Raw genomic sequence first — 21,183 nt, forward strand, 5'->3', positions numbered from 1 at the left:
TAAAGAAAAATTGTGAATTAATAATTTATAGATAAATTAATTGATGTGTTTGTAATATTTAACAAATATATGCAATGATGTTTAATATGGCATTAAAATATGGTAATATAGATATGTAATTATGTATAAACCTTTATAGCAATAATATGGAACTAAAAAATGCAGTCATTAGTTTGGCTGTATTTTTTATGTAAATTAATAGTGGTATAATAATTATGGTTAGTCGTTTTAATATAAAAAGGTATTAATCAGAATAAACTTAAGAAAAGCTAGGAGTTTTTATTTATGCATGACAATTTATTATTAATAGACGGTTCATCTCTTTTATCTTGCTGTTTTTTTGGTAATCTTCCAAGAGAATATAGATTTGCTAAAACTGATGAAGAGAAGGATAAATATATTGAAAAATTACGTCAATCACCTAAAGGCGAGTTTACTAATGGGGTCTTTACAATGATGGCATCAATGCTTAAAATGATTAAAAATCAAAATCCCACTCATATTGCTGTGGCTTGGGATTTAACTAAAGAATTTACCTTTAGAAAAAAATTATATTCAGAGTATAAAGGTACTAGAAAGGATATGAGAAGTGAGCTGGGTAGCCAGTTTGCATTAGCTCAAAAAGTTCTAAAAGAAATGAATGTTCCAGAGTTTGTGTTTAAAGAGTATGAAGCGGATGATATAATAGGTACCTTGGCAAAGAAATTTGGAAGATCTATGAGAGTTAGCATTTGGACTAAAGATCAAGATTGTCTTCAACTTGTTGATGATAATGTAAGGGTATGGCTTATAACTTCAAAGTGTACCGATATGTACGAAAGTCTTGGAATAAATATTAAAGAACTTAATATACCTAGCGGAGTTTTTGAATTTACTACACAGTATGTAAATCATTTTTATGGTGTAGATCCTATCCAAATTATTGATAGAAAAGCTATAGAAGGTGATGCTTCTGACAATATTCCGGGAATAAATGGAGTTGGAGAAAAGTCTGTTATACCATTACTTCAAGAACTTGAAACAGTGGAAGGTATATATGATTTTATAGAAAATTCACCTGAAAAAGAAGTAAAAAAAATGTTCAAAGATCTTGGCATATTACGTTCCCCGTTATCAAAGTTAGTTGAGGAATCAAATGAAAAAATAGTCGGGAAAAAAGCAGCTTTGCTTTGCAAACAATTGGCCACTATAAAGTGTGATATAGAAGAACTTAATAATATAACAATAGATCAATTGAAACTTCAAATAGATGAAGAGGGAATGAAAAACATATTTACTGAACTTGGATTTACAAATTTGCTAAATTAATTGGTAATATGTTTCTAGTGATTAAATATAGGAGCGACATACTTTAATACATATGCAATTCAAAAGCTAGCAATAGACAGGTTAATAAATATTAAAATAAATGCAAAATATAACATTTATACATAAGTGATATATATTAGGAGGAATAAGTTATGAAATTTTGTTGGAGTACTTTAAAAGTTAAAAATCTAGAAGAATCATTGAAGTTTTATCATGAGATTGTTGGTCTTAAGACTAATAAAAGATTTAATGCAGGACCAGGAAGGGAAATTGTATTTTTAGGAGATGGAGAGACTAAAATAGAACTAATATGTGATGAGGAAGTAAAAGAAGTAAGTTATGGAGAGCATATTTCTCTTGGATTTGAAGTTGACTGCATAGATGAGAAAATAAACTTTATTAAGGAAAAAGGAATAGAAATTCATAGTGGACCATTTCAGCCAAATCCTAATACTAAGTTTTTTTATGTTTTAGATCCTAATGGATTGAAGATTCAATTTGTAGAAAATAAATAATCACAAAGCTGTTGGAATTCTAGATAGATATTTAATAAAGCTGAAAATCCATCAAATCTGAGGATTTTCAGCTTTTTAAACAATAGTTTAATTAACAAAAAATTTTCGTTTTAATATTTTACCATTTTCCTTTGCTCATATGCGCTGCTAATTCTGCTTTTGATATTTGCTTAATAGTCCAAGCACTATTTTTAGCTTTTTCAAAAGCTGTTACACATGTAGGATCTAAATTTAAGTCTATTCCTTCTCTAGAAAGTTTGAAAATTTTATCAGCTAAGTTAATGATCTCTAAATGAATATCATTAGTTCTATCAGAGTGATAGATTTTATCAGCCTCTTCACTAGTTAATTCGACAAATTTTTCTTTAGGAACTCCACATTTTGGACACTTTTCTGGAGCTTCTACTCCTTCACATATAAATCCGCACACACTACATTTAAATAATTTCTTCATAATTATTCCTCCCTTTAATCCTACCATTAGATTATTAAAACATATACTAAGTAAATGTTCTCAGTATTATTAATTTGACATAATTGGTTAAAATCCTCCTAAAATTGAAAAAAAACTTAAAAATATTTTTCTTTAAAATATAGATTGACGTACATAATTTGAGTATGTAAAATTAGGATAAATAAAGAATGTAATCCATAATAGTAAGGAAATGAGGTGTTTGAATGAAGGAGGATTTATTATATTCTGAAAATAAAAAAGATAATAGAATATCATTATTAGATATATTTACAAAAAACACTATTAAATTTAAAAATTTAATTAAATATAAATTTAAAAAATCTAAAAAAGCAGAGAAGCTAACATTAGAATCTGCAAAAAAACAGTTTGAAGAGCTTAAAGCTAAGAAAGAAGAATTGGAAAAGTATGAAAATGAATTTCTTAAGTATGATGATCAATTAAAAGAAATGGATTATTGTCTAATAAAATCTAATGATTTAAACTCTGTAATCAGCTGTAAAAAAGAAAGTTTATCTCGAAGATTTTTTAAATATGAGAATGTGAATATTGATGGTAAAGCAATAAATGCATTAATGTTTTTTGGGAAAGAAAGTATTATTCAGATAGAAGAAACTATAGGTCTGTTAAATAAGGATGAAATCTCAATAGAAAAAACATATAAGTTAAGTAAATTTAGGATTAAGAATATATGTGATTTATATATAAGTTATGAAGAAAATAAATATGTAATAAAAAATATAGAACCTTTAGATAAAGAAATATATGGAACATTGAATGAAATCACAAACAAATATGAAGAGTATCACTTACAAAATAAAGAGATAAGAGATAAATTTATTAAAGCTTTTTCTGATGCCAAGTATGAACTTAATATTGCGAGCCCATGGATGAACAATTATGTGGTTAACAATAATTTGATAAATATGATGGAAAATTTACTTTCAAGAGGAGGATCTATCAAAATCATATATGGTATAGAAGAAAATAGCTCTATTTATCACATTAAAAAGGATAGTAATAATAGAAGTAAGAATAGAAATAGCGATATAATAGCAGAAAGGCTAAAAGATAAATTTAAATATTATGGAGGGAATTTTAAAATAAAAAAGGTGAACTCTCATAATAAGCTTTTAATCTGCGATGAGCAATATTATATGGAGACAAGTTTTAATTTATTGTCTTTCTCAGGAGAATATGACGAAAATTCTAAGGATATTAGAGATGAGGGGGCAACTTATAGCACTAATATAGAGGTTATAAAAGATTTGAGAAATAGATACTTCGATTTTTAATAGACAATATGCGAACGACTAAATACCAATCTGTGCTTAGATTAAATGTAAATCATTGAAGATTGAAACGAGATGTGTTGAAATTAGAAAATAAACATATCTCGTTTTGTTTTTTTTTTTATAAAGCACTTGTTGATACTTAGAATTCAATGCTATCTATTTCGCCAAAAAAATACATAAGCTTTTAAGAATGTTTATTTGAAGAATGGAAATAAATTAATGAGATAAACTTTTACAATAAAAAATAATGAAATGTTAAAAATATTGTATAAATATTAGTGCGATGATATAATAAGATTCAAAGAATAATTTATATAAGTTTACATTTATTTCTATTAAAATTCTACATATTTATATAAGAAATTGGGGTGGTGATATTTATAATTAACAGAATTGGAAATACAGTGATAGGAAGAAAAGGTTCATTAAGGCTTTTAATAAGTGTATTATTTATTACACTTATGGCTACAACTGTTGGTATTATAACCTATATTATATTTAATAATTGGAAAAGTTCGGTGAACAATACTATCATGAAAATTGAAGACGATTCCAATCAGGATGTTTTTAATGAAATACAATCGCTATTTAGCATACCTCTATATAACAATGAGGTTAACCACACTTTTATTGAAAACAAAGTTATAGACATGCATAACAAAGATCAGAGAGATGCTTTTTTTGCAGGAATAGTTAAATATAGTAGTGATGAGATTTACAGTTTTAGTTTTGGCACAGAAGATGGTGAATACTATGGTGCTAGAAAAAATGGAAATGACGATATAGAAATATATAGAAGTACACCTGAAACCAAAGGTCATTCTTTATATTATAATGTAGATGAAAATTTAAAGCAGGGAAAATTTGTTAATGATTATGGCGATTTCGATCCTAGAACAAGAGATTGGTATATAAGTGCTAAAGAAAATGGAAAGCCAGTATTTTCTTCCGTTTATAAACATTTTACAAAAGATGATTTGGCTTTATCAGCGGCATATCCTATTTATAATAAAGATGGGAGTATTCAAGGAGTAATGGGAACTCATATAGTTCTTTCTACTCTTAATGAATCGTTGGAAAAAATCGCCAATGAGAATTCGGCTTCAATATATATAGTTGAAAAGAATTCTGGATTTCTAGTTGCGAATTCGTTAAACAAAACTAATTTTGAAATACTTTCTGATGGAAATATTAATAGAACTTTAGTTAAGAATATTACGGATAAATCAATTAATGATGCATATGAAAACTATATAAATACTTCTAATACAAGTTTTATTTCGGAAGTTAATAATGAGAACTACCATACTAAAATATTTGAGTATAATAAAGATGGTCTGGACTGGCTTATAATAACATCTGTTCCAGAAACTATTTTTACAAAAGAAATAAGGAATAATATTAATATAGCTATAGAGCTTACTGTGATTGCTCTTATTATAGCTGTTATTATTCATATGAAGAGTACTAAAATTATATTGAAACCAATAAATCATTTGATAGAGATATCTGATAAATTCTCGAAGGGTAATTTATCAGAGAGGGCCAAGGTTTTTAGAAATGATGAAATAGGAAGTTTGTCTAAGGCTTTTAATAGCATGGCGGAAGAACTGTGCTCGTTTATAAATAACCTTGAAGAAAAAGTTAAAGAAAGAACAAATGAACTGATTATTGCAAAAGAAGCAGCTGAAGACGCTAATATGGCAAAAAGTCAATTTTTAGCCAATATGAGTCATGAAATAAGAACTCCTCTTAATGGAATTGTTGGATTTTTGAGTATCTTGGAAAAAACTGACCTAGATAGTACCCAGCAAGATTATGTTGAGACAATCCAAACTTCTTCAGAAACATTACTTGTAGTTATAAATGATATACTTGATATTTCTAAAATTGAAGCTGGGAGAATGGAAATAGAGAAAGTTGCTTTTGATATCCGTTCTGTAATTGAAAGCACCATATTTCTTTATGATGCAAAAGCAAGAGAGAAAGGGCTTGAACTTAATATGCTTATAAATTCAGCCATACCAAGTTGTTTGGTAGGAGATCCTACTAAAATTAGACAAATTATAAGCAATTTAGTTAGCAATGCAGTCAAATTTACACACAATGGAGAAGTATTTATTGAAGTTTCCGTTATAAAAGAAACGAACACTGAAGTACAGCTTTATTTTGAAATAAGAGATACAGGGATAGGCATGAATAAGGAAGAGATAGGTAAGCTTTTCAAACCATTTAGTCAGGCTGATTCTTCATCAACTAGAAAATATGGAGGGACTGGGTTAGGCCTTGCGATATGCAAAAAAATAGTTGAGATGATGGGTGGTACTATAAGTGTGAAAAGTGTGAAAAATAAAGGGACGACCTTTTATTTTGATTTATTACTAGATAAATCAGAACAATCAGTAATTCAAATGCCTCCTGATTACTCTATATTTAAAGGTAAACGAATATTAGTTATTGATGATTATGAGATGAATCGTTATATAGCAAAAGTTTATCTTGAAGAGGTTGGGTGTATGATTGATGAGGCGGAAAGTTTAGAGTCGGCATTAAGTATGCTTATAAATAATCGGAAGGCATACAACACTATTTTGATTGATTACCAAATGAAAGAGATAACTGGTTTTGAGCTTGTTGAAATAATGAAGGAAAGAGGCTTAATAAATGACATTCCTTTGATACTATTAACTTCAGTTACCGCAAATTCTGAAGCAAGGATAGCGAAGGAAAATAAATTTTCTGGATATATTTCAAAACCTTATAAAAGAGGTGATTTGCTCGATTGCGTTGCAATGGTGATTAAAGGAGATGGCTCTAAAATATATAATAATGATGTTTTTATAACAAAGCAAAATGTTGAAGAAGCTAAATATAATAAAAAGATAAAAATACTTTTAGTAGAAGACAATGATATAAACATAAAATTTTTTGTTAATAGTTTAAAATTAAATGGTTTGACTTGTGATATTGCTATTGATGGGGCAAAAGCGTTAAAAGCATGTGAGAACAAGGAATACGATATAATTTTTATGGATTGTCAGATGCCAGTTATGGATGGCTATGAAGCAACAAGAAAAATTCTTTTGTTAAGAAGTTATAAAAATGTCCCTGTAATAGCTATGACTGCTTATTCTATGAAAGATGACGAAATTAAGTGTTTGGAAGCAGGAATGATCGATTATTTAAGCAAACCTTTTACTGTTGATCAAGTTATGGAAATGTTAGAAAAGCATGTGAAAAATATTCATAATGATGATATGAATATTTTAAGTGATTTAAATGACCATGGTTTTGAGATGAATCAAAGTGAGTATTTTACTGAAATAGTAAAAAGTCTTATAGAGGAATCGGGATTTGATGAACGTTTTTGCACAGAATTACTTGAAGAATTTTGTGAGCAATCAAAGAAAATTCTGAGTCAAATTAAAGAATGTATAGATAAAAATGATTTAAATGAATCATGTATACTTCTGCATAAGCTAAAAGGGTCAGCAGGTACTGTAAGAGTCAATGATATAGCTGAATTTGCGTTACAAGCAGAAAATGCTGCAAAAAATGATGATAAAGATTTATTAATGAAAGCAGTCTATAGCATGGAAAAAACGCTAAAAAAACTTGTAATGGACAATGAATGAAAACTAAATAAAAAAGGTAATGGAAGAATTTAGGGAAATATTAGTAATTTGGGTTGTGATCAGTTGATGCTTTTATTAAGAGATGTAATAATTGAATGTAATGGCGTTTGTGAAGAATATTTTAGATGAAATTGATTTTTTGAACAATTTAGCTATATGTAATTTGGATTAATTACATATAGCTATTTTTTGCAAATGTAAATGCACTTTTCGATTATGGCATTAACTTAGTTTTAATAAGAACTCGTAAATTTTGAAACTAATCCCTAAAAAGCTAATTGAATTAAAAAATGAACTAATTGTAAAAAATATATTGCAAGTGCTCTATAATAATAGTAGTATTAAATAAAGGTATTGTATATAAAAAAAGCATTAAGAGGTCTAATGTGGAAAAATAATTATATATCTGGAATTAAATAATCTATCTATCAATTAGGAAAAATTAAACATTAAAATTTGAAAAATATAAAGGTATTTAATGTTATTATAGGGTGGGGGAATGAGAAGAATGTGTAATGAGTGTTATTTAAGAAGTAGTGTGGAAAAATGGAGACAGAGATTAGATAGTATGATTATTAAAAAGAAAGGTAATTTTTTGGATGATGAGATAATTGCTTTGAATCAATATGTTGGTGATTTGGTTGCTGAGTGCATAGATTGTAATGCTTTTAAGTTTTATAAAGCTGGCAGAAGAAATACTGTTGTAGGTAATAAGCAACGAGATGTGTATTATTATGGGGACTACAATTTGTTTATTAATTTGTATGATTATATAGAAGAAGGTATAAGAAATAGTGAAAAAGTTCATATTTCTATTCAGAAAAATCTCTACAAGAAATTAAAAAATTTACTTATAATTAATGGAATTTCTATTGAAAAGGTGCAATTTATATGTATAGAAGACATGAAAAAAATTATTCGTAATAAGAGTAATTCAATTAGTTTTAGTGAAGAAATAAAAATGATTGAAAATAAGGGATATGATAAAAATAGATGGATAATTCAATCTTCTTTGCAAAAATATTTTTTACAGCAGGAAGATTATTGGAATCGATATAATGAAAAGTTTAATTCAAGTATTCTTTGCGTACATGATGCTTCTCTATGTATACATAAAAATGTGCATTTAGAATTAGGAAGTGAATTGTTAAATAAATATCAATATCATTCTAAAAAAGATAATTATCAAGTTGGGATTTGAAACTTATATTTTGAGAGAGTTTAAACTATTACAAAAAAGTAGGCAGTTAATTCTAACTGTCTACTTTTTGCGCACAGAAGTATAAAAATATACTCTTGATTAATATTTTACGGATGGAAGAATAGCGGTAAGAATCTCTTTTAGTACATATAAATCTTTCTCGTGAGCATGATTTATTATATCTATCAAGTCATCTTTATTAACATTAAGGGCTCTTTCGCCGTAAACTAAAAAGTCCAAAGAAATATGTAGAGTTGAAGCAATCTTAATTGTAGTTGGAAGCGACGGGTGACGTTGTCCCAATTCAATCTGGCTTAAATAAGTTGGAGATATACTAACCAATTCTGAAAACTTTTCTCTAGTTAAGCCGTTGCGTTCTCTTTCAGCCTTTATACGTTTTCCGATATCTATATAATTAATATTATTCAAGTTTATCATTCCTTTTTTTATATAACTTTATATTTTAAAGGCAAATAACAAAAAAAGCTATTTGAGTTCGTTTATGAAAATTAAAACATATAGTTTTCTCACAAAAATACTATTAAGCACACTAACTAAAATACATGTGCTTTTGAAGAAATTAAAAGAATAAAGGAATATTTAACTTGGGAAATTCTAATTGAAGCAGAAAATCTAAATGATGTTGTCCCAATTTAAGTTAGCTTAAATAAGCTGTTTCATCAACTTATTTAAAAATAATCTTTAGTTATTCCGTTAAGTTTCCTCTTAGTTTTTTATACGTTTTCTAATATCTGTGAAATCAATATCATTTAATTTATTTCTCTTTTTATATAACTGTACATTCTTAAGTAATATAATGAAAGTAGCTATTTGAATTAAATTATGAACTATTTGCAAAAAAATGTTGCCAGAGAATTATAAAAAGAGTACTATTAAATTAGGGTATAAAATCAATAAAATGCTATTAGGAGGGTATTATGGAAGAATTGGAAGTTAAAATTGAATCTGTTAGAGAGCATCTAAACAAACTAGTTGGTGAAGGAGATATTTGTAGAAATGATGAGATAATTTGCATTAGCATTAAATTGAATCACCTTATTAATCAGTACTACATAAGCAAAAAATACTAGTTTATATAAAAAGATTTTTAGTAGAATTAAGCTTTGAGCTAATTAATTTAAAATTATAAATTTAATATGTTTTTATACCTTGCGTTTTTTATTAAACTTATTTATTGATTTTAATTTATATATTTAGATAATTCTAATCCAATATAAGGATAAATGTCAATATATGAGTTAAATTAACTTTTTATACTATGTTCTTAATATATATTTATTTTTACATATGATTATATATTAGAGGAGAATTGTTAATTTCTTAATTAGAAAATGTTAAAAGTGGGTTGATGATTTTGGGAAAAATAATATATGGACGAAAACGGATACGTAATACTAAAAAAGAGGGGTTATGGGAGGCATAAAGATGAAAAGTACATACGCGAGAGATATTGTTCAATTACTAGAAAAAACTAACTATAATGAAGTGATGGTCATTAGAAGTAAATTATCAGATGAAGATATTGAAGTTATAAATTTTTTTGCTGATCAATATCAAAAGAATGTAATGTTTGCTTCAATGCATGAAGCTTTATTTAATGAAAATGATAATCCGTTAGTTTTAAAGTATTAGATTTATTTTGATTGAAAAAAGAATATTTATAAGAGGGTGTAAAATTATGCGGGGAATTTTAGAACAAGATAAAAAAGAGTTGAGAAAAAATTTAAATTGTAGAATTTGTCCTTCGATTTATGAGGAAATTAATGGAATAAATGAGAGTGTAGTAAAAGATATTAATCAAGTAAACATTACGGAGGAAAAAATTATATTTGATATGATGAATAGACGTAATACGCGTAAATATAATCATAAGCATGATATCAAATTGTATTTGTTAGTTTGATTTGATAATCTTATATTAAAAATTTAAATGGGATAATTCTATTCAATGTTATATGGTTATTAATATATTGAGGGTAGCATATGAAAAATGGTATTTATATATGAATAATATATTGCTTGCGGTGAAAATATAGTGTTATTGATGAAAATTATTATGTTTTTTGGAAATCAAATAAAGAGTATAGCTAGGTATAAAATATGCCTAGCTTTTATTATTACTGTGATGAATATTGATTAAACATTAAAATTGGGATATCGATTTTTGGTTATCTATTAATGAAATTTTATAAAAATGAATTTATTATGTAAAAGGATAAATCATTATAGAAAAAATCGTATTACAATTTAAATTTAATAACGACAAATAGATACAAATAATATTATAAAAACTCGGATATAAAAAGAAAAAACACAGAAAAAAGCCATTAAATGGCGAAAAAAAGAAAAAATATCATAATGCTAAAAGAAGGTTTTTAAGTGTATTTTGTAGAAAAATTTAATTATATAAAAGAAAAGAATTTTTAGAAAGGTGGTTGACTATGGGATTAATCAGGCTGAGATTTAAATAGGGGTAGATTATGGGTGATGAAAGTAATTCAAAATTATAACTTGGAAAAATATGTATGAGAGGTGAAAATGGATGGATTTAATATGGGATAAAATGTGGTCGGTTGGTGTTGATAAGATAGATAGACAACACAAAGAATTGTTTAATAGAATTAATTTACTTGTATGTTCTATGAAAAGTGCAAAAGGAAAAGAGGAGATGATTACAACTTTGAATTTTCTTGAAGAGTATGTAATTAGACATTTCAACGATGAAGAGGAAATTCAAAAGAAAAATAATTATCCTAATTATGAGATTCAGCATAAGGAACATGAAATTTTCAAAAATAATTTAAAAGAATTGAGAAAAGTGTTCGAAACTACAGGCGTGTCTACGTTATTTGTAATAAGCGAACAACAGAAAATGTCATATTGGTGGCGAAAACATATAATAGAATTGGATAAAGACATAGGCAAGTTTCTTATGGATATCTAAATAGACTGTTTATGGAATCTTAAAGGAATCAGCAAAATAAAATTTATAGTGGTTTACTGTGGTGAATTTTAAAGTGGGTACAATACAATGGAGGTTATGAAAGGTGGAAGTATATGGTTCATTTAATTAATGATATAGAAATTAGATCTAAGCATACAAGAGAAAAATATGGCATACAAGTTGGAAAAATTAAATTTGATTTATCAAAAGAAGTAAGTCTTATAAAAAAACAATTGAATTATGGGAGCGAAGAATTTATAAATATTAGATTAAATAATGAGGAAATAATCATTCTTTATAATGCTATGAATAAAATAAGCTACGATAATGTAAAGCCGTATATTATTGATTTTTATACGCTTCTTAACAATGAATTTGTAGGACATTGTGTCTTAGATAATGCATACATAGAGTATGATAATGATATTTCGTATTCAAAGGTAACTGAATTACATTTAAAGACGGGAGTTAATTCGCAATTAATTGTTAAGAAGCTTTTAATATGATGCGAATGAAGTTATAAAGTAAAGATAAAAATATTTAGCACATGAAGTGCTGATGTTTAATCTTTATGTTAGCAGAGAAAGGTAGAGATTATGAAAGATTTCATGAAAGATTTTAAAGTATCTACATTTATATTTTTGTTTGTAATTATGCTTATAATTAATATTTTGGTTATATATATTACGAATTAATAATTTATTGAATAGACTAATATCAAAATAGGAGCAAATTCTTATGATCAATTGTAGATTTTGTAATAAACTTACTGCTTAATAAGTCAAGGAGATTTATTGGGGCTGAGTGTGAAAAAAAGTTTAAAAGGAATTAAAGTATCAAGACACATAATAACTTTGTTTGCTAAGTAATTTGGGTGGGAGCGATGAAGGATTATTAGAAATATTAAATATATTCAATGGTTAAGAACTAAAGAAGAAGTTAAGTGATGTTGATGATGAGTATAGAGATAGAAAAGATTTTTTGCTGTAAGATAGATTTCGGAAAAGATAGTTGATAACGTCTAATTTTAATATGGATTCTATCAATATCTTTTCTAACTGCTATATAGTAAAGGCAACTATGTTTAATGGAGTGAGAGAGATGAAATATGAGGAATATTTTGAAGAAGTATGCTCAAGTGATATGAGTGATTGGTGTTATGAGGATGATATAGGAGTATATTTGTATAGAAATAATATCGATATAATTATAAAAAATGATATAAAATGGCTTGAAAATAGCGATGATACATGTTATGAAGATTGGACAAGTATTTTTCCAAATAGACATGCATATAATAAAAGGTTTATTCTTAAATATAGGGAGCAAATAATTAAGGTGATATATGGCGTTTTTGTAGATGCGTGCACATGTTTTATTCCTTTCCCGGATAAAAAAATGAACATCACAAAGCAACAATATGAAATAGGAAAAATTATTAATAGTTTTATAACTACAGATGAAAAATTTGACTCCTATTTGCTTAAAGCTAAGATTAATATTATATCGGAATGATTAATAAAGTTATTTTAGAAATTCATTAATTTATTTTCATTAGATTAGGAAAATTATTACGCAATAATTTTGATAAATATGTTTATATTTAGAATACTAGGTAATCCTAGCGAATTAATTAATGGCAAGATGTATAAAATTTAATTCCAATATATATTTTGAAAAAATATTTTTTTAAAATACAAAATAAGACAAAAAAAATCGATAAGCTGTGATAAGATTTATTTATAGTATTTTTACTAGTGCGTTAGTTTGATTAAAATAAAAAATAATAAAAGAAGAATTGAAGAGAGGTGAATGCTTTATTGTGTAATAATAACTAATTATTTGTCAAAAAGTTAAGAAATTATATAAAAGAGAGTAGATACTTTTTATACGAACTGATATCTCAATATATATGAAAAAAAGAAATGTAAACGATGCTTGATTCTAAACTAATCCACCAGTAGTGAAGTTTTATGGCTGATTTTAATGATAAATATTAAAAGAAGCTATAAATCAGGAAGTGTATTTATTCTAAACAGAGGGCAGGTGGAATTTATGAGTAGTTGGCTTGTGAATTTAAATTCAAAATTTGCAGAAGAATTTGATATAAGATTTGATGGATTTATTATTAAAGAAGAAGAAAAAGAAGAATTTTTAATTAAAATGAATAAGATTGCACGAGAAGTTGTTGAGCTAACTGATTTAAAGATGAATGAAATAGATCTATTTGAGTGTAAAGAAATTAAGGAAAAATGTCTTTAATAAGTGTTTATTCTGTAATTTGATCGTGTTTCTAATGAAATTAATAAAATGTTTGTAAGGATGATGAACTTATGTCAACATTAAAGAACTATGAAATTTATTGTGAATTCACAGATAGAAAAGTAAAAGTAAAAGTAAAAGAAAATTATATTCTAACTTGTGGAAAGATATTTCCCATAAGATGTTGTTATGTATTAGATGATGAAAGCAATATAAAAGAAATAATACATACTTGTAAGTATCGTGATAATGGTGAGTGTGTTTTAACTTAAAAGAATTATAATAATTTTGATATTCAGGGGGATGAGATGAGATGGATTTAGAAGAAAAATACAAAGATATAATTGAAGCATACACAAGAACAACTAAGGAAAATGATGAATTTGAGGATGGAAGTTATTCCTATAGAAAAAACAAGTTTAAGAGTAACTTTGAATACGGGGAATTTAACAAGGAGAATAGAAAGCTTAATAAGAGAAATAAAAATAAGAATTGGTCTTAAAGGGTTAATTTATCTGTTCATATTATTTGTTGTTACATATAAAGTGTATTTGGGATTAAAAACATATAAAGCTATAAGCAGCTTCAAGTTAAAACTTAATTTGGGGCTGCTTTACTAATGTTTCAAGTGAATCAAACATTGATTTTCTAGCATTCTAATGATAAAATATATTTAATTGTATTAAAATTATAAATATATATGTTGCGATTTACAATGCGCATCTTACAATTACGACTAAAATTCTTACAATATTTTTAGAATTATGATGAAGAATTATTTTTGTAACGTATATATAAAAAATGTTGATATTGGAACTTTAAGTAGTTCCTTTTTATATGATCGTTTTAAGTATTTGAAGTTGCTTATATAGCTGATCAATTGGAACTAATTAATCCTTAGTCCTGATTGATCTGTTTTGTTTAAAGATTTGAATATGAGATTAAGTTTTTATTATATTAATATAATTACAAAGAAGTGGTCTTAATTATATTAATTAGCTTAATATATTAAAATTCTCTTATTTATAGAAAGCATATAATGAGATGGTAGTTATCTGATTTTTTACTATGTCTTTATCATATGTTTTTATTTATGCGCATTATTATATTTATAAATTATTTAGATAAGTATACCAGGTGATATTTGGAAGGGGTTATAGAAATTGTGTATTTGAGGAGCAGAAGTTTTGCATATTCATATTAAAAAATAGATATTTTAAAATAAGAATTTTAAGGGTATAGATGAGGGGTTAAGTAAAATTGAGAAAGAAATATATATATCTACTATTTGGATTGATAATTATATTAATATTTTCTATAGGTTATTTTGTAAGTAAAAGTTTCTATAATAAAGAGCCTCTAGTTGAAAATGGTTCTATAGATCTTTCAGATTGGGATTTTAATAAGGACGGAAATGTAAAATTAGATGGATATTGGGAATTCTATCCTAATGAACTTTTATCTCCTTCAGATATTAATAATGAAGTGGAATTACATAAGGTTTATATTAATACTCCTGGTGCATGGAGAAACCAAATTCCAAATAATGTGATATCTGATAAAGGAATTGGAACTTACAGAGTAAAAATTAAGATAAATAAAAGTGTCTTAATGTATGGTATAAAGACTACACATATACGGTCAGCAAACAAAATATTTGTGAACGGAAAAGAAATTGGACAAAGAGGTAACCCAAAGCCAAGTTTTGAAGAAGGATATTTTTCAGATATTCAACGGACTGTTACATGCTTTAAGCCAGAAGGAGATACTTTAGATATTGTCATTCAGGTAGCAAATTTAGATAATTCTAGTGGAGGTATAATCCAAAGTGTTTTCTTCGGAGATTATGAAGAGATATTAGATTACTATATCATATTTATTGTATTAGATATAGCCAATATATTAATTTTGGGGATTTTTGGGGTGTACTACATTGGAATTTATTTAAAAAATATTAAACAAAAGAAATTTTTGTATATTGGAAGCGTATGTATAATTTATGTTTTTGTTTCATCCATAGTAAACGAAAAGATATTTAATAAAATTTTTTCGTTTATGCCGTATTTTTGGATTTTGAAGATAAAGCTAGCATTAATAAGTTTGAGTATATATCTTGCACTCTTATTTATACGGCAATATGGCAATGATTTTGTTACTAGAAAAAACATGAAATTAGCAAAGTATATAATTTTTGCTAGTATTTTTACAGTTTTGCTAATACCAATGGACCTTGTAGGATTATTTGAAAATATAATTGATACAATAAATATATTAATTTCTGTTCTTGTAGCTTTTTCAATTATGAAAGCAATTTATCATAAAAGATATGGAGAATTGGGGAAAAAAGGAACAATACTTTTGCTTTGCGGAGTTATTGCGGCTCTAACTCAATATTGTATTTTTGTATTATACTATTGTTCGATAATTAAGAGCAGTGTAATTCCTTTTGTTACATACTTTATTTTCTTACTTGCGTTTTTGGTTATTATTTTGAAACAGCATATAAATGCATATAATAAAATTCAGACAATAAATAGCGATCTAATATCATTAGACAAGTTAAGAAATGAATTTTTAATCAGCACTTCCCATGAGTTTAAAACTCCTTTGCATGGAATAATAAATATTGCTCAGGCTATTTTAAATAAAAACGATAGAAATACAGCAAAGGTAGATGAGAATTTAGCATACATAATATCTACAACGACAAGATTATCAAGCCTTGTAAATGATATAATTGACTTTCAAAGTATACAGAATGAAGAGCTTAAGGTTAATAAAGAAGTATTTGATATTAATGGTGTTGTACAGGCAGTGTTTGATATTTTGGCTTATATGAGAAAGAATGAAGAGATACAGTTAATTAATAGTGTACCAATTGGAGAATATTATGTTTATACAGATGAAAATAGGTTTAAGCAAATTTTGTTTAACCTTATAGTTAACTCTTTGAAATATACTGAAAATGGATTTATTAAAATTAAAGCTGAAGTAGCAGAAAAGAATTATATTAATATAACAATTGAAGATACAGGTATAGGCATTGATGAAAAGTATCATGATGAAATATTTGAAAGAAACATTGACATAGATAAAGATGTTTTTAATGGAATATTTCCGTCTGGGCTTGGACTTTCTATTTCTAAGTTGCTTGCATCTAGAATTGGTGGGGAACTGTATCTGAAGTGGTCAGAACCAGATGAAGGCTCAATATTTGTTGTAAAGATACCTAAAGCAAACGAAAATAGTTATATCATTAGACAAGAGCAGGATATTGAAAATAATATCACTACTTCAAGGAGAGATGAAAAACTTAGTGCTAATATATTGTGTGAACCAACTGAAACTGAAAACAATGGAGAAAAGCTAAAGATTTTACTTGTTGATGATGATGTATGCAATATCAAAGTTTTACAAGAAATATTTTATGACAGTAATTATGAAACTTTAGTTGCATATAACGGGGTAAATGCCTTAGAATTAGTTAAAAAACATAAAGATATATCAATTGTATTACTTGATGTAATGATGCCAGGATTATCTGGCTATGATGTGTGTAAAAGGATAAGAAAAGAGTACAAGCTATTTGAACTTCCAATATTACTTTTAACGGTCAGAAGTACACCAGACGATATAGCATTAGGTTTTGAAGCAGGTGCTAATGATTTTTTAACCAAACCTTTTAATTTTATGGAATTAAAAGCTAGAGTAACAACTCTTCAAAAAATGAGAATCGCAGTAAAAGAAGCTTTGAAAATGGAAACTGTATTTTTACAATCTCAGATAAGGCCTCATTTTTTGTATAATACTTTAAGTGTTATTGTTTCTCTGTGCTATAGAGATGGAAAAAAGGCAGGAGAGCTTCTTGGAGAATTGAGTAAATATTTACGTTTCGCCTTTGATATAGACCCTTACAATTCGTTTATAAGCTTGAAGGAAGAAATATCTTTTGTAAAATCTTATGTGAAATTAGAGAAGGCTAGGTTTGGAGAAAGACTTACATTTGAATTTGATGTTGATGAAGAGTGCTTGAAAAATACCATTCCAGCATTAGTTATACAGCCTCTAGTAGAAAATTCAATACGTCATGGCTTAGTGAAACGCATTTCTGGCGGTAGAGTAAAGATATCTATTAAGAAAAGTAATGATTATATTAAAATTGTAATACAGGATGATGGGATAGGTATAGATGCTGATAAGTTGAAGGGATTATTGGACGATAGCGTGTCCATAAATAGTGGATTGAAAAATGTTAACAAAAGACTGATAAATGAGTATGGACAGGGTATAATTATCGAAAGTAAGATAGGGCAAGGAACTACTGCTACAATAAATATACCTATGAAATTAGATATATAAGAGCAAGGGATGAAGTTATGATTAAAGCAATGGTTGTAGATGATGAAACTTTAACTAATGATCATATTTGTGAATTAATTAGGGATACAGGTGCTGAAGTTGAGGGATATACAAATCCTCATGAAGCTATTGATAACATAATGCGATTTAAACCGGATGTGTTGTTTTTAGATATAGAAATGCCGGAAATTAATGGTTTGCAGTTTGCAGAAATAGTTAATTCAATCGAATATGATTGCGAGATTGTATTTATTACAGCGTATAATCAATATGCAATCAATGCATTTAGAGTTAACGCTATAGATTATTTGTTAAAGCCAATCATAGTTGAGGAACTTTATAGTTCAATTGAGCGTGTGAAAAAGAGAAGATTTTTGACTTCTAGTGTTAGTCCAAATAAAGAAATAAAAATTTCTTTATTTGGAGGGGTATCTCTATATATAGGAGATGAAAAGAAACCTATTAGATGGATGACAGCTAAAAGTGCTGAAATTTTTGCTTTCATGCTTCTAGGAAAAGACGATAAAGAAATATCTAAATGGAGATTAATGAATGAAGTATGGCCAGATAAAGATAAAGAAAAAGCAGATATTAATCTTCGAAGTACAATTAGCCGATTAAATAAAACTTTTAGGGAGAATTCTATAAAGATTTCAATTATATCTACTGGAAATGGATACAAATTACAAATGGCGGAACCAGATATAAGAATAGATGCATTTGAATTAGAAAACTTAGTATTTAATATCGCTGAAATAAATTCTACTAATATAGAGCATTATGAAAGAGTTATACTTAATTATAAATATATGCTTCTTGAAGATTTTAACAGCGATTGGTGCTATTTTGAAAGAGAAAATTATCATAGATATTTTTTGAATGGAGCACGTAAACTTGTAAAATATTATAAAGATATTAATGCTGAGCCAATTAAGATTTTAAAACTTGTTGAACTTATTATTCGATACGAACCTTACGATGAGGAAATGAGAGGGAATGCTTTAATGCTACATTATAAGGTCGGTGGAATAAAAAAAGCAGAAAAATATTATAATGAGTACTATGAAATGATAGAAAATGATCTGCAGATGGAGCCATCAGCAGCTGTAAAAGAATTATACAAATACATTTTAAATCACTAGATAATAATTTTTATGATAAGTACTATAAGTATTTACAAATATTAGGCAATATTAGACTATTATATATAATTCGAATAAGAATTTATATTATAAAATAAAAATAAATACTCCAAGAAAGGTTAAAAATATACAATGTTTACATTTTTAACCTTTTATTTATTTAATTTCTAAAAATAATAATATCTTGCCACAAATTTGCAACAATATATTGTGTAGAATAAAGTTGTAATAATTCTTTTTATAAACAATATTTTTAAAATTAAATAACACAAGGGGGTAATTATGATGAATTTATTTTCTTCAACTTCTTCTTCATCAAATGGTCTAGAGAGGGAGAGGCTAAAACTTATATTGGTACATGATAAAACTGATATATCTAGTGAGGTTTTAGATTCTATGAGAGAGGAAATACTAGAGGTAATTGATAGACATATAAAAACATACAATTCATGCAAAAAGATGATATTAACACAAGATACTGTAAATATAGATAATTATTCAATATTGATTGCTAGCATACCTATGAAATAAGAAATAGAATATATAATGCATATGATAATATTACAGATATAAAAATCTTATTAAAAAGAAGATATACTGGAGTTTTGCACGTACTGCGAACAGATAGTAATTTATATGTTGCATCGTTCCTAATTCAAGACTTGAGCAATAATTAAATTGATATTGTATAAGTGTAAGTGATTACTTTACTATAAGCAAGTAGATAAACACTTACACTTGTTTTTTTATTCTTTAGGAATTTACACAAGTGTTGATTAACCAAATTTTTACTTTAAATTATTAACTTATTTTTGATATTTTTCAAAAATAAGTTAATAGATATATAGACTTCGACCTTAAGACTTTTTTTAAGCAATTTTCTTACAAATTGAATTAGTGATAATTTAACATATTTTAAATTTTTAGTCGTTTCAACATAAGTAAATTGAAGCAAAACATAAGCTATCAATGATATGAAAAGTTGATTATAGACAGCATTTTCAGTTGTTCCAAATATTCTTTTTACATTCAAGTTTTGTTTTATAAATTTAAAGAAGGTTTCAATTTTCCAACGTTCCTTGTATATTTCTGCTATTTTTTCTGGAGTAATGTTCATTAGGTCAGTGCACACTTTTACTGATTTACCATAATAATCAGTAAATTCAACTACTCTAAATCTATTTTGAGTTTTTTTAGTCTCTTTTCCTAAATAACATGTAACATCTCGAATTACAGAAGAATTTTCTACTACTCCTAAACTTCTCAATTTCTTTGGTTTTGAAAGTATTGTATTATTTTTTATTCTTATAACAAAAGATTGTTTTATTTCTTTAAACATATCAAATCTCTCATGATTTTCATAAGCCCTATCTTCAACTAAAATAGAGTGTACATCTATTAAACCTTCACCTATCGGTCCATCATGCTTTTTAGCAATAGTTTCAATAACTTTTTGTGGTGTAAAGTCATTAATATTTAAAGATATATGAAGTTTTATTCCAGATTTCTTCCCATTAAATTTTGCCCATTTAAGACGGTTTTCACCTACGGTCACGGTAGTTGAATCAATTGCTATTAATTGTTTTGGCAAATTTAGAATTCTTCGCATTCTACGATTACATTTAGAAACAATAATCTCAAATAAAGTTTTAGAAATTTTGTAATCTACCTTAGAGGCTTTTTTAGAAATAGTTGAATAATCAACTGGTGTTAGCCCTACTGATTCCATATGCTCAAAGCCATCCCTATAACTCTTATATTCATTCGTAGCTGCTGCAATAAAGAATTTTATTAAATCATATAATGTGAATTTTCTTGCAGTATCAACATATTCTAAAATTTTACTAAATTTTTCAACTTCCTTTTCACTTAAAAATGTTTGAAATATATCAAATATAGTGGTAGTATTTTTCATGAGGGCATTCTCCTTAAGTATTATTTTGGTTCGCACTTTAATATTACTACAGAATGACCTCATTTTTTATATATTTTCACTTCTATTTTTTGGTTAATCAACACATATGAGGAA

At 26.7% G+C, this 21,183-nt stretch carries 20 protein-coding genes; 17 read left to right on the forward strand and 3 right to left on the reverse strand.

Features of this window, described 5'->3' with window-relative positions:
• Window positions 1-285: 285 nt before the first annotated feature.
• Both AXY43_RS25890 and AXY43_RS25895 read left to right on the forward strand, forming a co-directional pair.
• Window positions 286-1,308 carry a 5'-3' exonuclease gene (locus tag AXY43_RS25890; RefSeq protein WP_077869835.1) on the forward strand — a complete coding sequence of 341 codons (1,023 nt, stop codon included), beginning with the start codon at window positions 286-288 and terminating at the stop codon, window positions 1,306-1,308.
• A gap of 152 nt (window positions 1,309-1,460) precedes the next feature.
• Window positions 1,461-1,823 carry a VOC family protein gene (locus tag AXY43_RS25895; RefSeq protein ID WP_039770871.1) on the forward strand — a complete coding sequence of 121 codons (363 nt, stop codon included), beginning with the start codon at window positions 1,461-1,463 and terminating at the stop codon, window positions 1,821-1,823.
• A gap of 118 nt (window positions 1,824-1,941) precedes the next feature.
• On the opposite strand, the gene AXY43_RS25900 is transcribed toward AXY43_RS25895, so the two are convergent.
• Window positions 1,942-2,277: a rubredoxin-like domain-containing protein gene (locus AXY43_RS25900; protein WP_012058384.1), complete on the reverse strand. Its 336-nt coding sequence runs from the start codon at window positions 2,275-2,277 to the stop codon at window positions 1,942-1,944.
• 224 nt (window positions 2,278-2,501) lie between these two features.
• Here AXY43_RS25900 and AXY43_RS25905 point away from each other — a divergent pair, with 224 nt between their 5' ends.
• The 3 genes from AXY43_RS25905 to AXY43_RS25915 all read left to right on the forward strand — a co-directional run bounded on the left by AXY43_RS25905 (window position 2,502) and on the right by AXY43_RS25915 (window position 8,426).
• Window positions 2,502-3,590 (forward strand): hypothetical protein, encoded by a 1,089-nt coding sequence (locus tag AXY43_RS25905; RefSeq protein WP_054249126.1) that lies wholly within the window; start codon window positions 2,502-2,504, stop codon window positions 3,588-3,590.
• 404 nt (window positions 3,591-3,994) lie between these two features.
• On the forward strand, window positions 3,995-7,225 hold the full coding sequence (locus tag AXY43_RS25910; protein WP_077869837.1) for a response regulator: 3,231 nt from the start codon (window positions 3,995-3,997) through the stop codon (window positions 7,223-7,225).
• Window positions 7,226-7,724: 499 nt separating this feature from the next.
• Window positions 7,725-8,426, forward strand: coding sequence for a hypothetical protein (locus AXY43_RS25915; protein ID WP_105412397.1), 702 nt, complete (start codon window positions 7,725-7,727; stop codon window positions 8,424-8,426).
• A 99-nt stretch (window positions 8,427-8,525) separates the two neighbouring features.
• On the opposite strand, the gene AXY43_RS25920 is transcribed toward AXY43_RS25915, so the two are convergent.
• The gene (locus tag AXY43_RS25920; protein WP_012058388.1) at window positions 8,526-8,864 is read right to left on the reverse strand and encodes a helix-turn-helix domain-containing protein; all 339 of its coding nucleotides are present in this window, start codon (window positions 8,862-8,864) and stop codon (window positions 8,526-8,528) included.
• Between the two features lie 500 nt (window positions 8,865-9,364).
• On the opposite strand from AXY43_RS25920, the gene AXY43_RS25925 reads away from it, so the two are divergent.
• The 12 genes from AXY43_RS25925 (at window position 9,365) to minE (ending at window position 19,685) form a co-directional block, all read left to right on the forward strand.
• A complete protein-coding gene (locus AXY43_RS25925; protein ID WP_023975860.1) occupies window positions 9,365-9,517 on the forward strand; it encodes an aspartyl-phosphate phosphatase Spo0E family protein in 153 nt (50 codons plus the stop codon).
• Between the two features lie 355 nt (window positions 9,518-9,872).
• Window positions 9,873-10,079 (forward strand): hypothetical protein, encoded by a 207-nt coding sequence (locus tag AXY43_RS25930; RefSeq protein ID WP_012058389.1) that lies wholly within the window; start codon window positions 9,873-9,875, stop codon window positions 10,077-10,079.
• Between the two features lie 46 nt (window positions 10,080-10,125).
• A complete protein-coding gene (locus AXY43_RS25935; protein ID WP_023975859.1) occupies window positions 10,126-10,350 on the forward strand; it encodes a hypothetical protein in 225 nt (74 codons plus the stop codon).
• Between the two features lie 639 nt (window positions 10,351-10,989).
• Window positions 10,990-11,391, forward strand: coding sequence for a bacteriohemerythrin (locus AXY43_RS25940; protein WP_065416867.1), 402 nt, complete (start codon window positions 10,990-10,992; stop codon window positions 11,389-11,391).
• A 113-nt stretch (window positions 11,392-11,504) separates the two neighbouring features.
• Entirely contained in the window at window positions 11,505-11,897 is a 393-nt protein-coding gene (locus tag AXY43_RS25945; protein WP_023975857.1) for a hypothetical protein, read from the forward strand.
• A 574-nt stretch (window positions 11,898-12,471) separates the two neighbouring features.
• Window positions 12,472-12,906, forward strand: a complete 435-nt coding sequence (locus tag AXY43_RS25950; RefSeq protein ID WP_243099115.1) for a hypothetical protein — start codon at window positions 12,472-12,474, stop codon at window positions 12,904-12,906.
• Between the two features lie 540 nt (window positions 12,907-13,446).
• The gene (locus AXY43_RS25955) at window positions 13,447-13,653 is read left to right on the forward strand and encodes a hypothetical protein (RefSeq protein ID WP_017212653.1); all 207 of its coding nucleotides are present in this window, start codon (window positions 13,447-13,449) and stop codon (window positions 13,651-13,653) included.
• Between the two features lie 71 nt (window positions 13,654-13,724).
• Window positions 13,725-13,925, forward strand: coding sequence for a hypothetical protein (locus AXY43_RS25960; RefSeq protein WP_105412399.1), 201 nt, complete (start codon window positions 13,725-13,727; stop codon window positions 13,923-13,925).
• Between the two features lie 41 nt (window positions 13,926-13,966).
• The gene (locus AXY43_RS25965; protein ID WP_017212654.1) at window positions 13,967-14,155 is read left to right on the forward strand and encodes a hypothetical protein; all 189 of its coding nucleotides are present in this window, start codon (window positions 13,967-13,969) and stop codon (window positions 14,153-14,155) included.
• 758 nt (window positions 14,156-14,913) lie between these two features.
• Complete coding sequence (locus AXY43_RS25970; RefSeq protein ID WP_105412400.1) at window positions 14,914-18,012, forward strand: hybrid sensor histidine kinase/response regulator; 3,099 nt, start codon at window positions 14,914-14,916, stop codon at window positions 18,010-18,012.
• A gap of 17 nt (window positions 18,013-18,029) precedes the next feature.
• Window positions 18,030-19,154, forward strand: a complete 1,125-nt coding sequence (locus tag AXY43_RS25975; protein WP_023975852.1) for a response regulator — start codon at window positions 18,030-18,032, stop codon at window positions 19,152-19,154.
• 282 nt (window positions 19,155-19,436) lie between these two features.
• Window positions 19,437-19,685: a cell division topological specificity factor MinE gene (gene minE, locus AXY43_RS25980; protein WP_105412401.1), complete on the forward strand. Its 249-nt coding sequence runs from the start codon at window positions 19,437-19,439 to the stop codon at window positions 19,683-19,685.
• 262 nt (window positions 19,686-19,947) lie between these two features.
• Here the strand turns inward: minE and AXY43_RS25985 are convergent, their stop codons facing one another.
• Window positions 19,948-21,069, reverse strand: coding sequence for an IS4 family transposase (locus AXY43_RS25985; protein WP_243099116.1), 1,122 nt, complete (start codon window positions 21,067-21,069; stop codon window positions 19,948-19,950).
• Window positions 21,070-21,183: the final 114 nt, after the last annotated feature.

Source organism: Clostridium sp. MF28, from assembly GCF_002969175.1.
Taxonomy (GTDB): domain Bacteria; phylum Bacillota; class Clostridia; order Clostridiales; family Clostridiaceae; genus Clostridium; species Clostridium beijerinckii.

What these genes read in the sequence shown, in the direction of transcription:
- AXY43_RS25975 (WP_023975852.1), top strand. Translation starts at nt 18,030, where the DNA reads ATGATTAAAGCAATGGTTGTAGATGATGAAACTTTAACTAATGATCAT.
- AXY43_RS25890 (WP_077869835.1), top strand. Translation starts at nt 286, where the DNA reads ATGCATGACAATTTATTATTAATAGACGGTTCATCTCTTTTATCTTGC.
- AXY43_RS25900 (WP_012058384.1), bottom strand. Translation starts at nt 2,277, where the DNA reads ATGAAGAAATTATTTAAATGTAGTGTGTGCGGATTTATATGTGAAGGA.
- AXY43_RS25920 (WP_012058388.1), bottom strand. Translation starts at nt 8,864, where the DNA reads ATGATAAACTTGAATAATATTAATTATATAGATATCGGAAAACGTATA.
- AXY43_RS25950 (WP_243099115.1), top strand. Translation starts at nt 12,472, where the DNA reads ATGTTTAATGGAGTGAGAGAGATGAAATATGAGGAATATTTTGAAGAA.
- AXY43_RS25915 (WP_105412397.1), top strand. Translation starts at nt 7,725, where the DNA reads ATGAGAAGAATGTGTAATGAGTGTTATTTAAGAAGTAGTGTGGAAAAA.
- AXY43_RS25985 (WP_243099116.1), bottom strand. Translation starts at nt 21,069, where the DNA reads ATGAAAAATACTACCACTATATTTGATATATTTCAAACATTTTTAAGT.
- AXY43_RS25955 (WP_017212653.1), top strand. Translation starts at nt 13,447, where the DNA reads ATGAGTAGTTGGCTTGTGAATTTAAATTCAAAATTTGCAGAAGAATTT.
- minE (WP_105412401.1), top strand. Translation starts at nt 19,437, where the DNA reads ATGATGAATTTATTTTCTTCAACTTCTTCTTCATCAAATGGTCTAGAG.
- AXY43_RS25930 (WP_012058389.1), top strand. Translation starts at nt 9,873, where the DNA reads ATGAAAAGTACATACGCGAGAGATATTGTTCAATTACTAGAAAAAACT.
- AXY43_RS25965 (WP_017212654.1), top strand. Translation starts at nt 13,967, where the DNA reads ATGGATTTAGAAGAAAAATACAAAGATATAATTGAAGCATACACAAGA.
- AXY43_RS25960 (WP_105412399.1), top strand. Translation starts at nt 13,725, where the DNA reads ATGTCAACATTAAAGAACTATGAAATTTATTGTGAATTCACAGATAGA.
- AXY43_RS25940 (WP_065416867.1), top strand. Translation starts at nt 10,990, where the DNA reads ATGGATTTAATATGGGATAAAATGTGGTCGGTTGGTGTTGATAAGATA.
- AXY43_RS25945 (WP_023975857.1), top strand. Translation starts at nt 11,505, where the DNA reads ATGGTTCATTTAATTAATGATATAGAAATTAGATCTAAGCATACAAGA.
- AXY43_RS25925 (WP_023975860.1), top strand. Translation starts at nt 9,365, where the DNA reads ATGGAAGAATTGGAAGTTAAAATTGAATCTGTTAGAGAGCATCTAAAC.
- AXY43_RS25935 (WP_023975859.1), top strand. Translation starts at nt 10,126, where the DNA reads ATGCGGGGAATTTTAGAACAAGATAAAAAAGAGTTGAGAAAAAATTTA.
- AXY43_RS25895 (WP_039770871.1), top strand. Translation starts at nt 1,461, where the DNA reads ATGAAATTTTGTTGGAGTACTTTAAAAGTTAAAAATCTAGAAGAATCA.
- AXY43_RS25905 (WP_054249126.1), top strand. Translation starts at nt 2,502, where the DNA reads ATGAAGGAGGATTTATTATATTCTGAAAATAAAAAAGATAATAGAATA.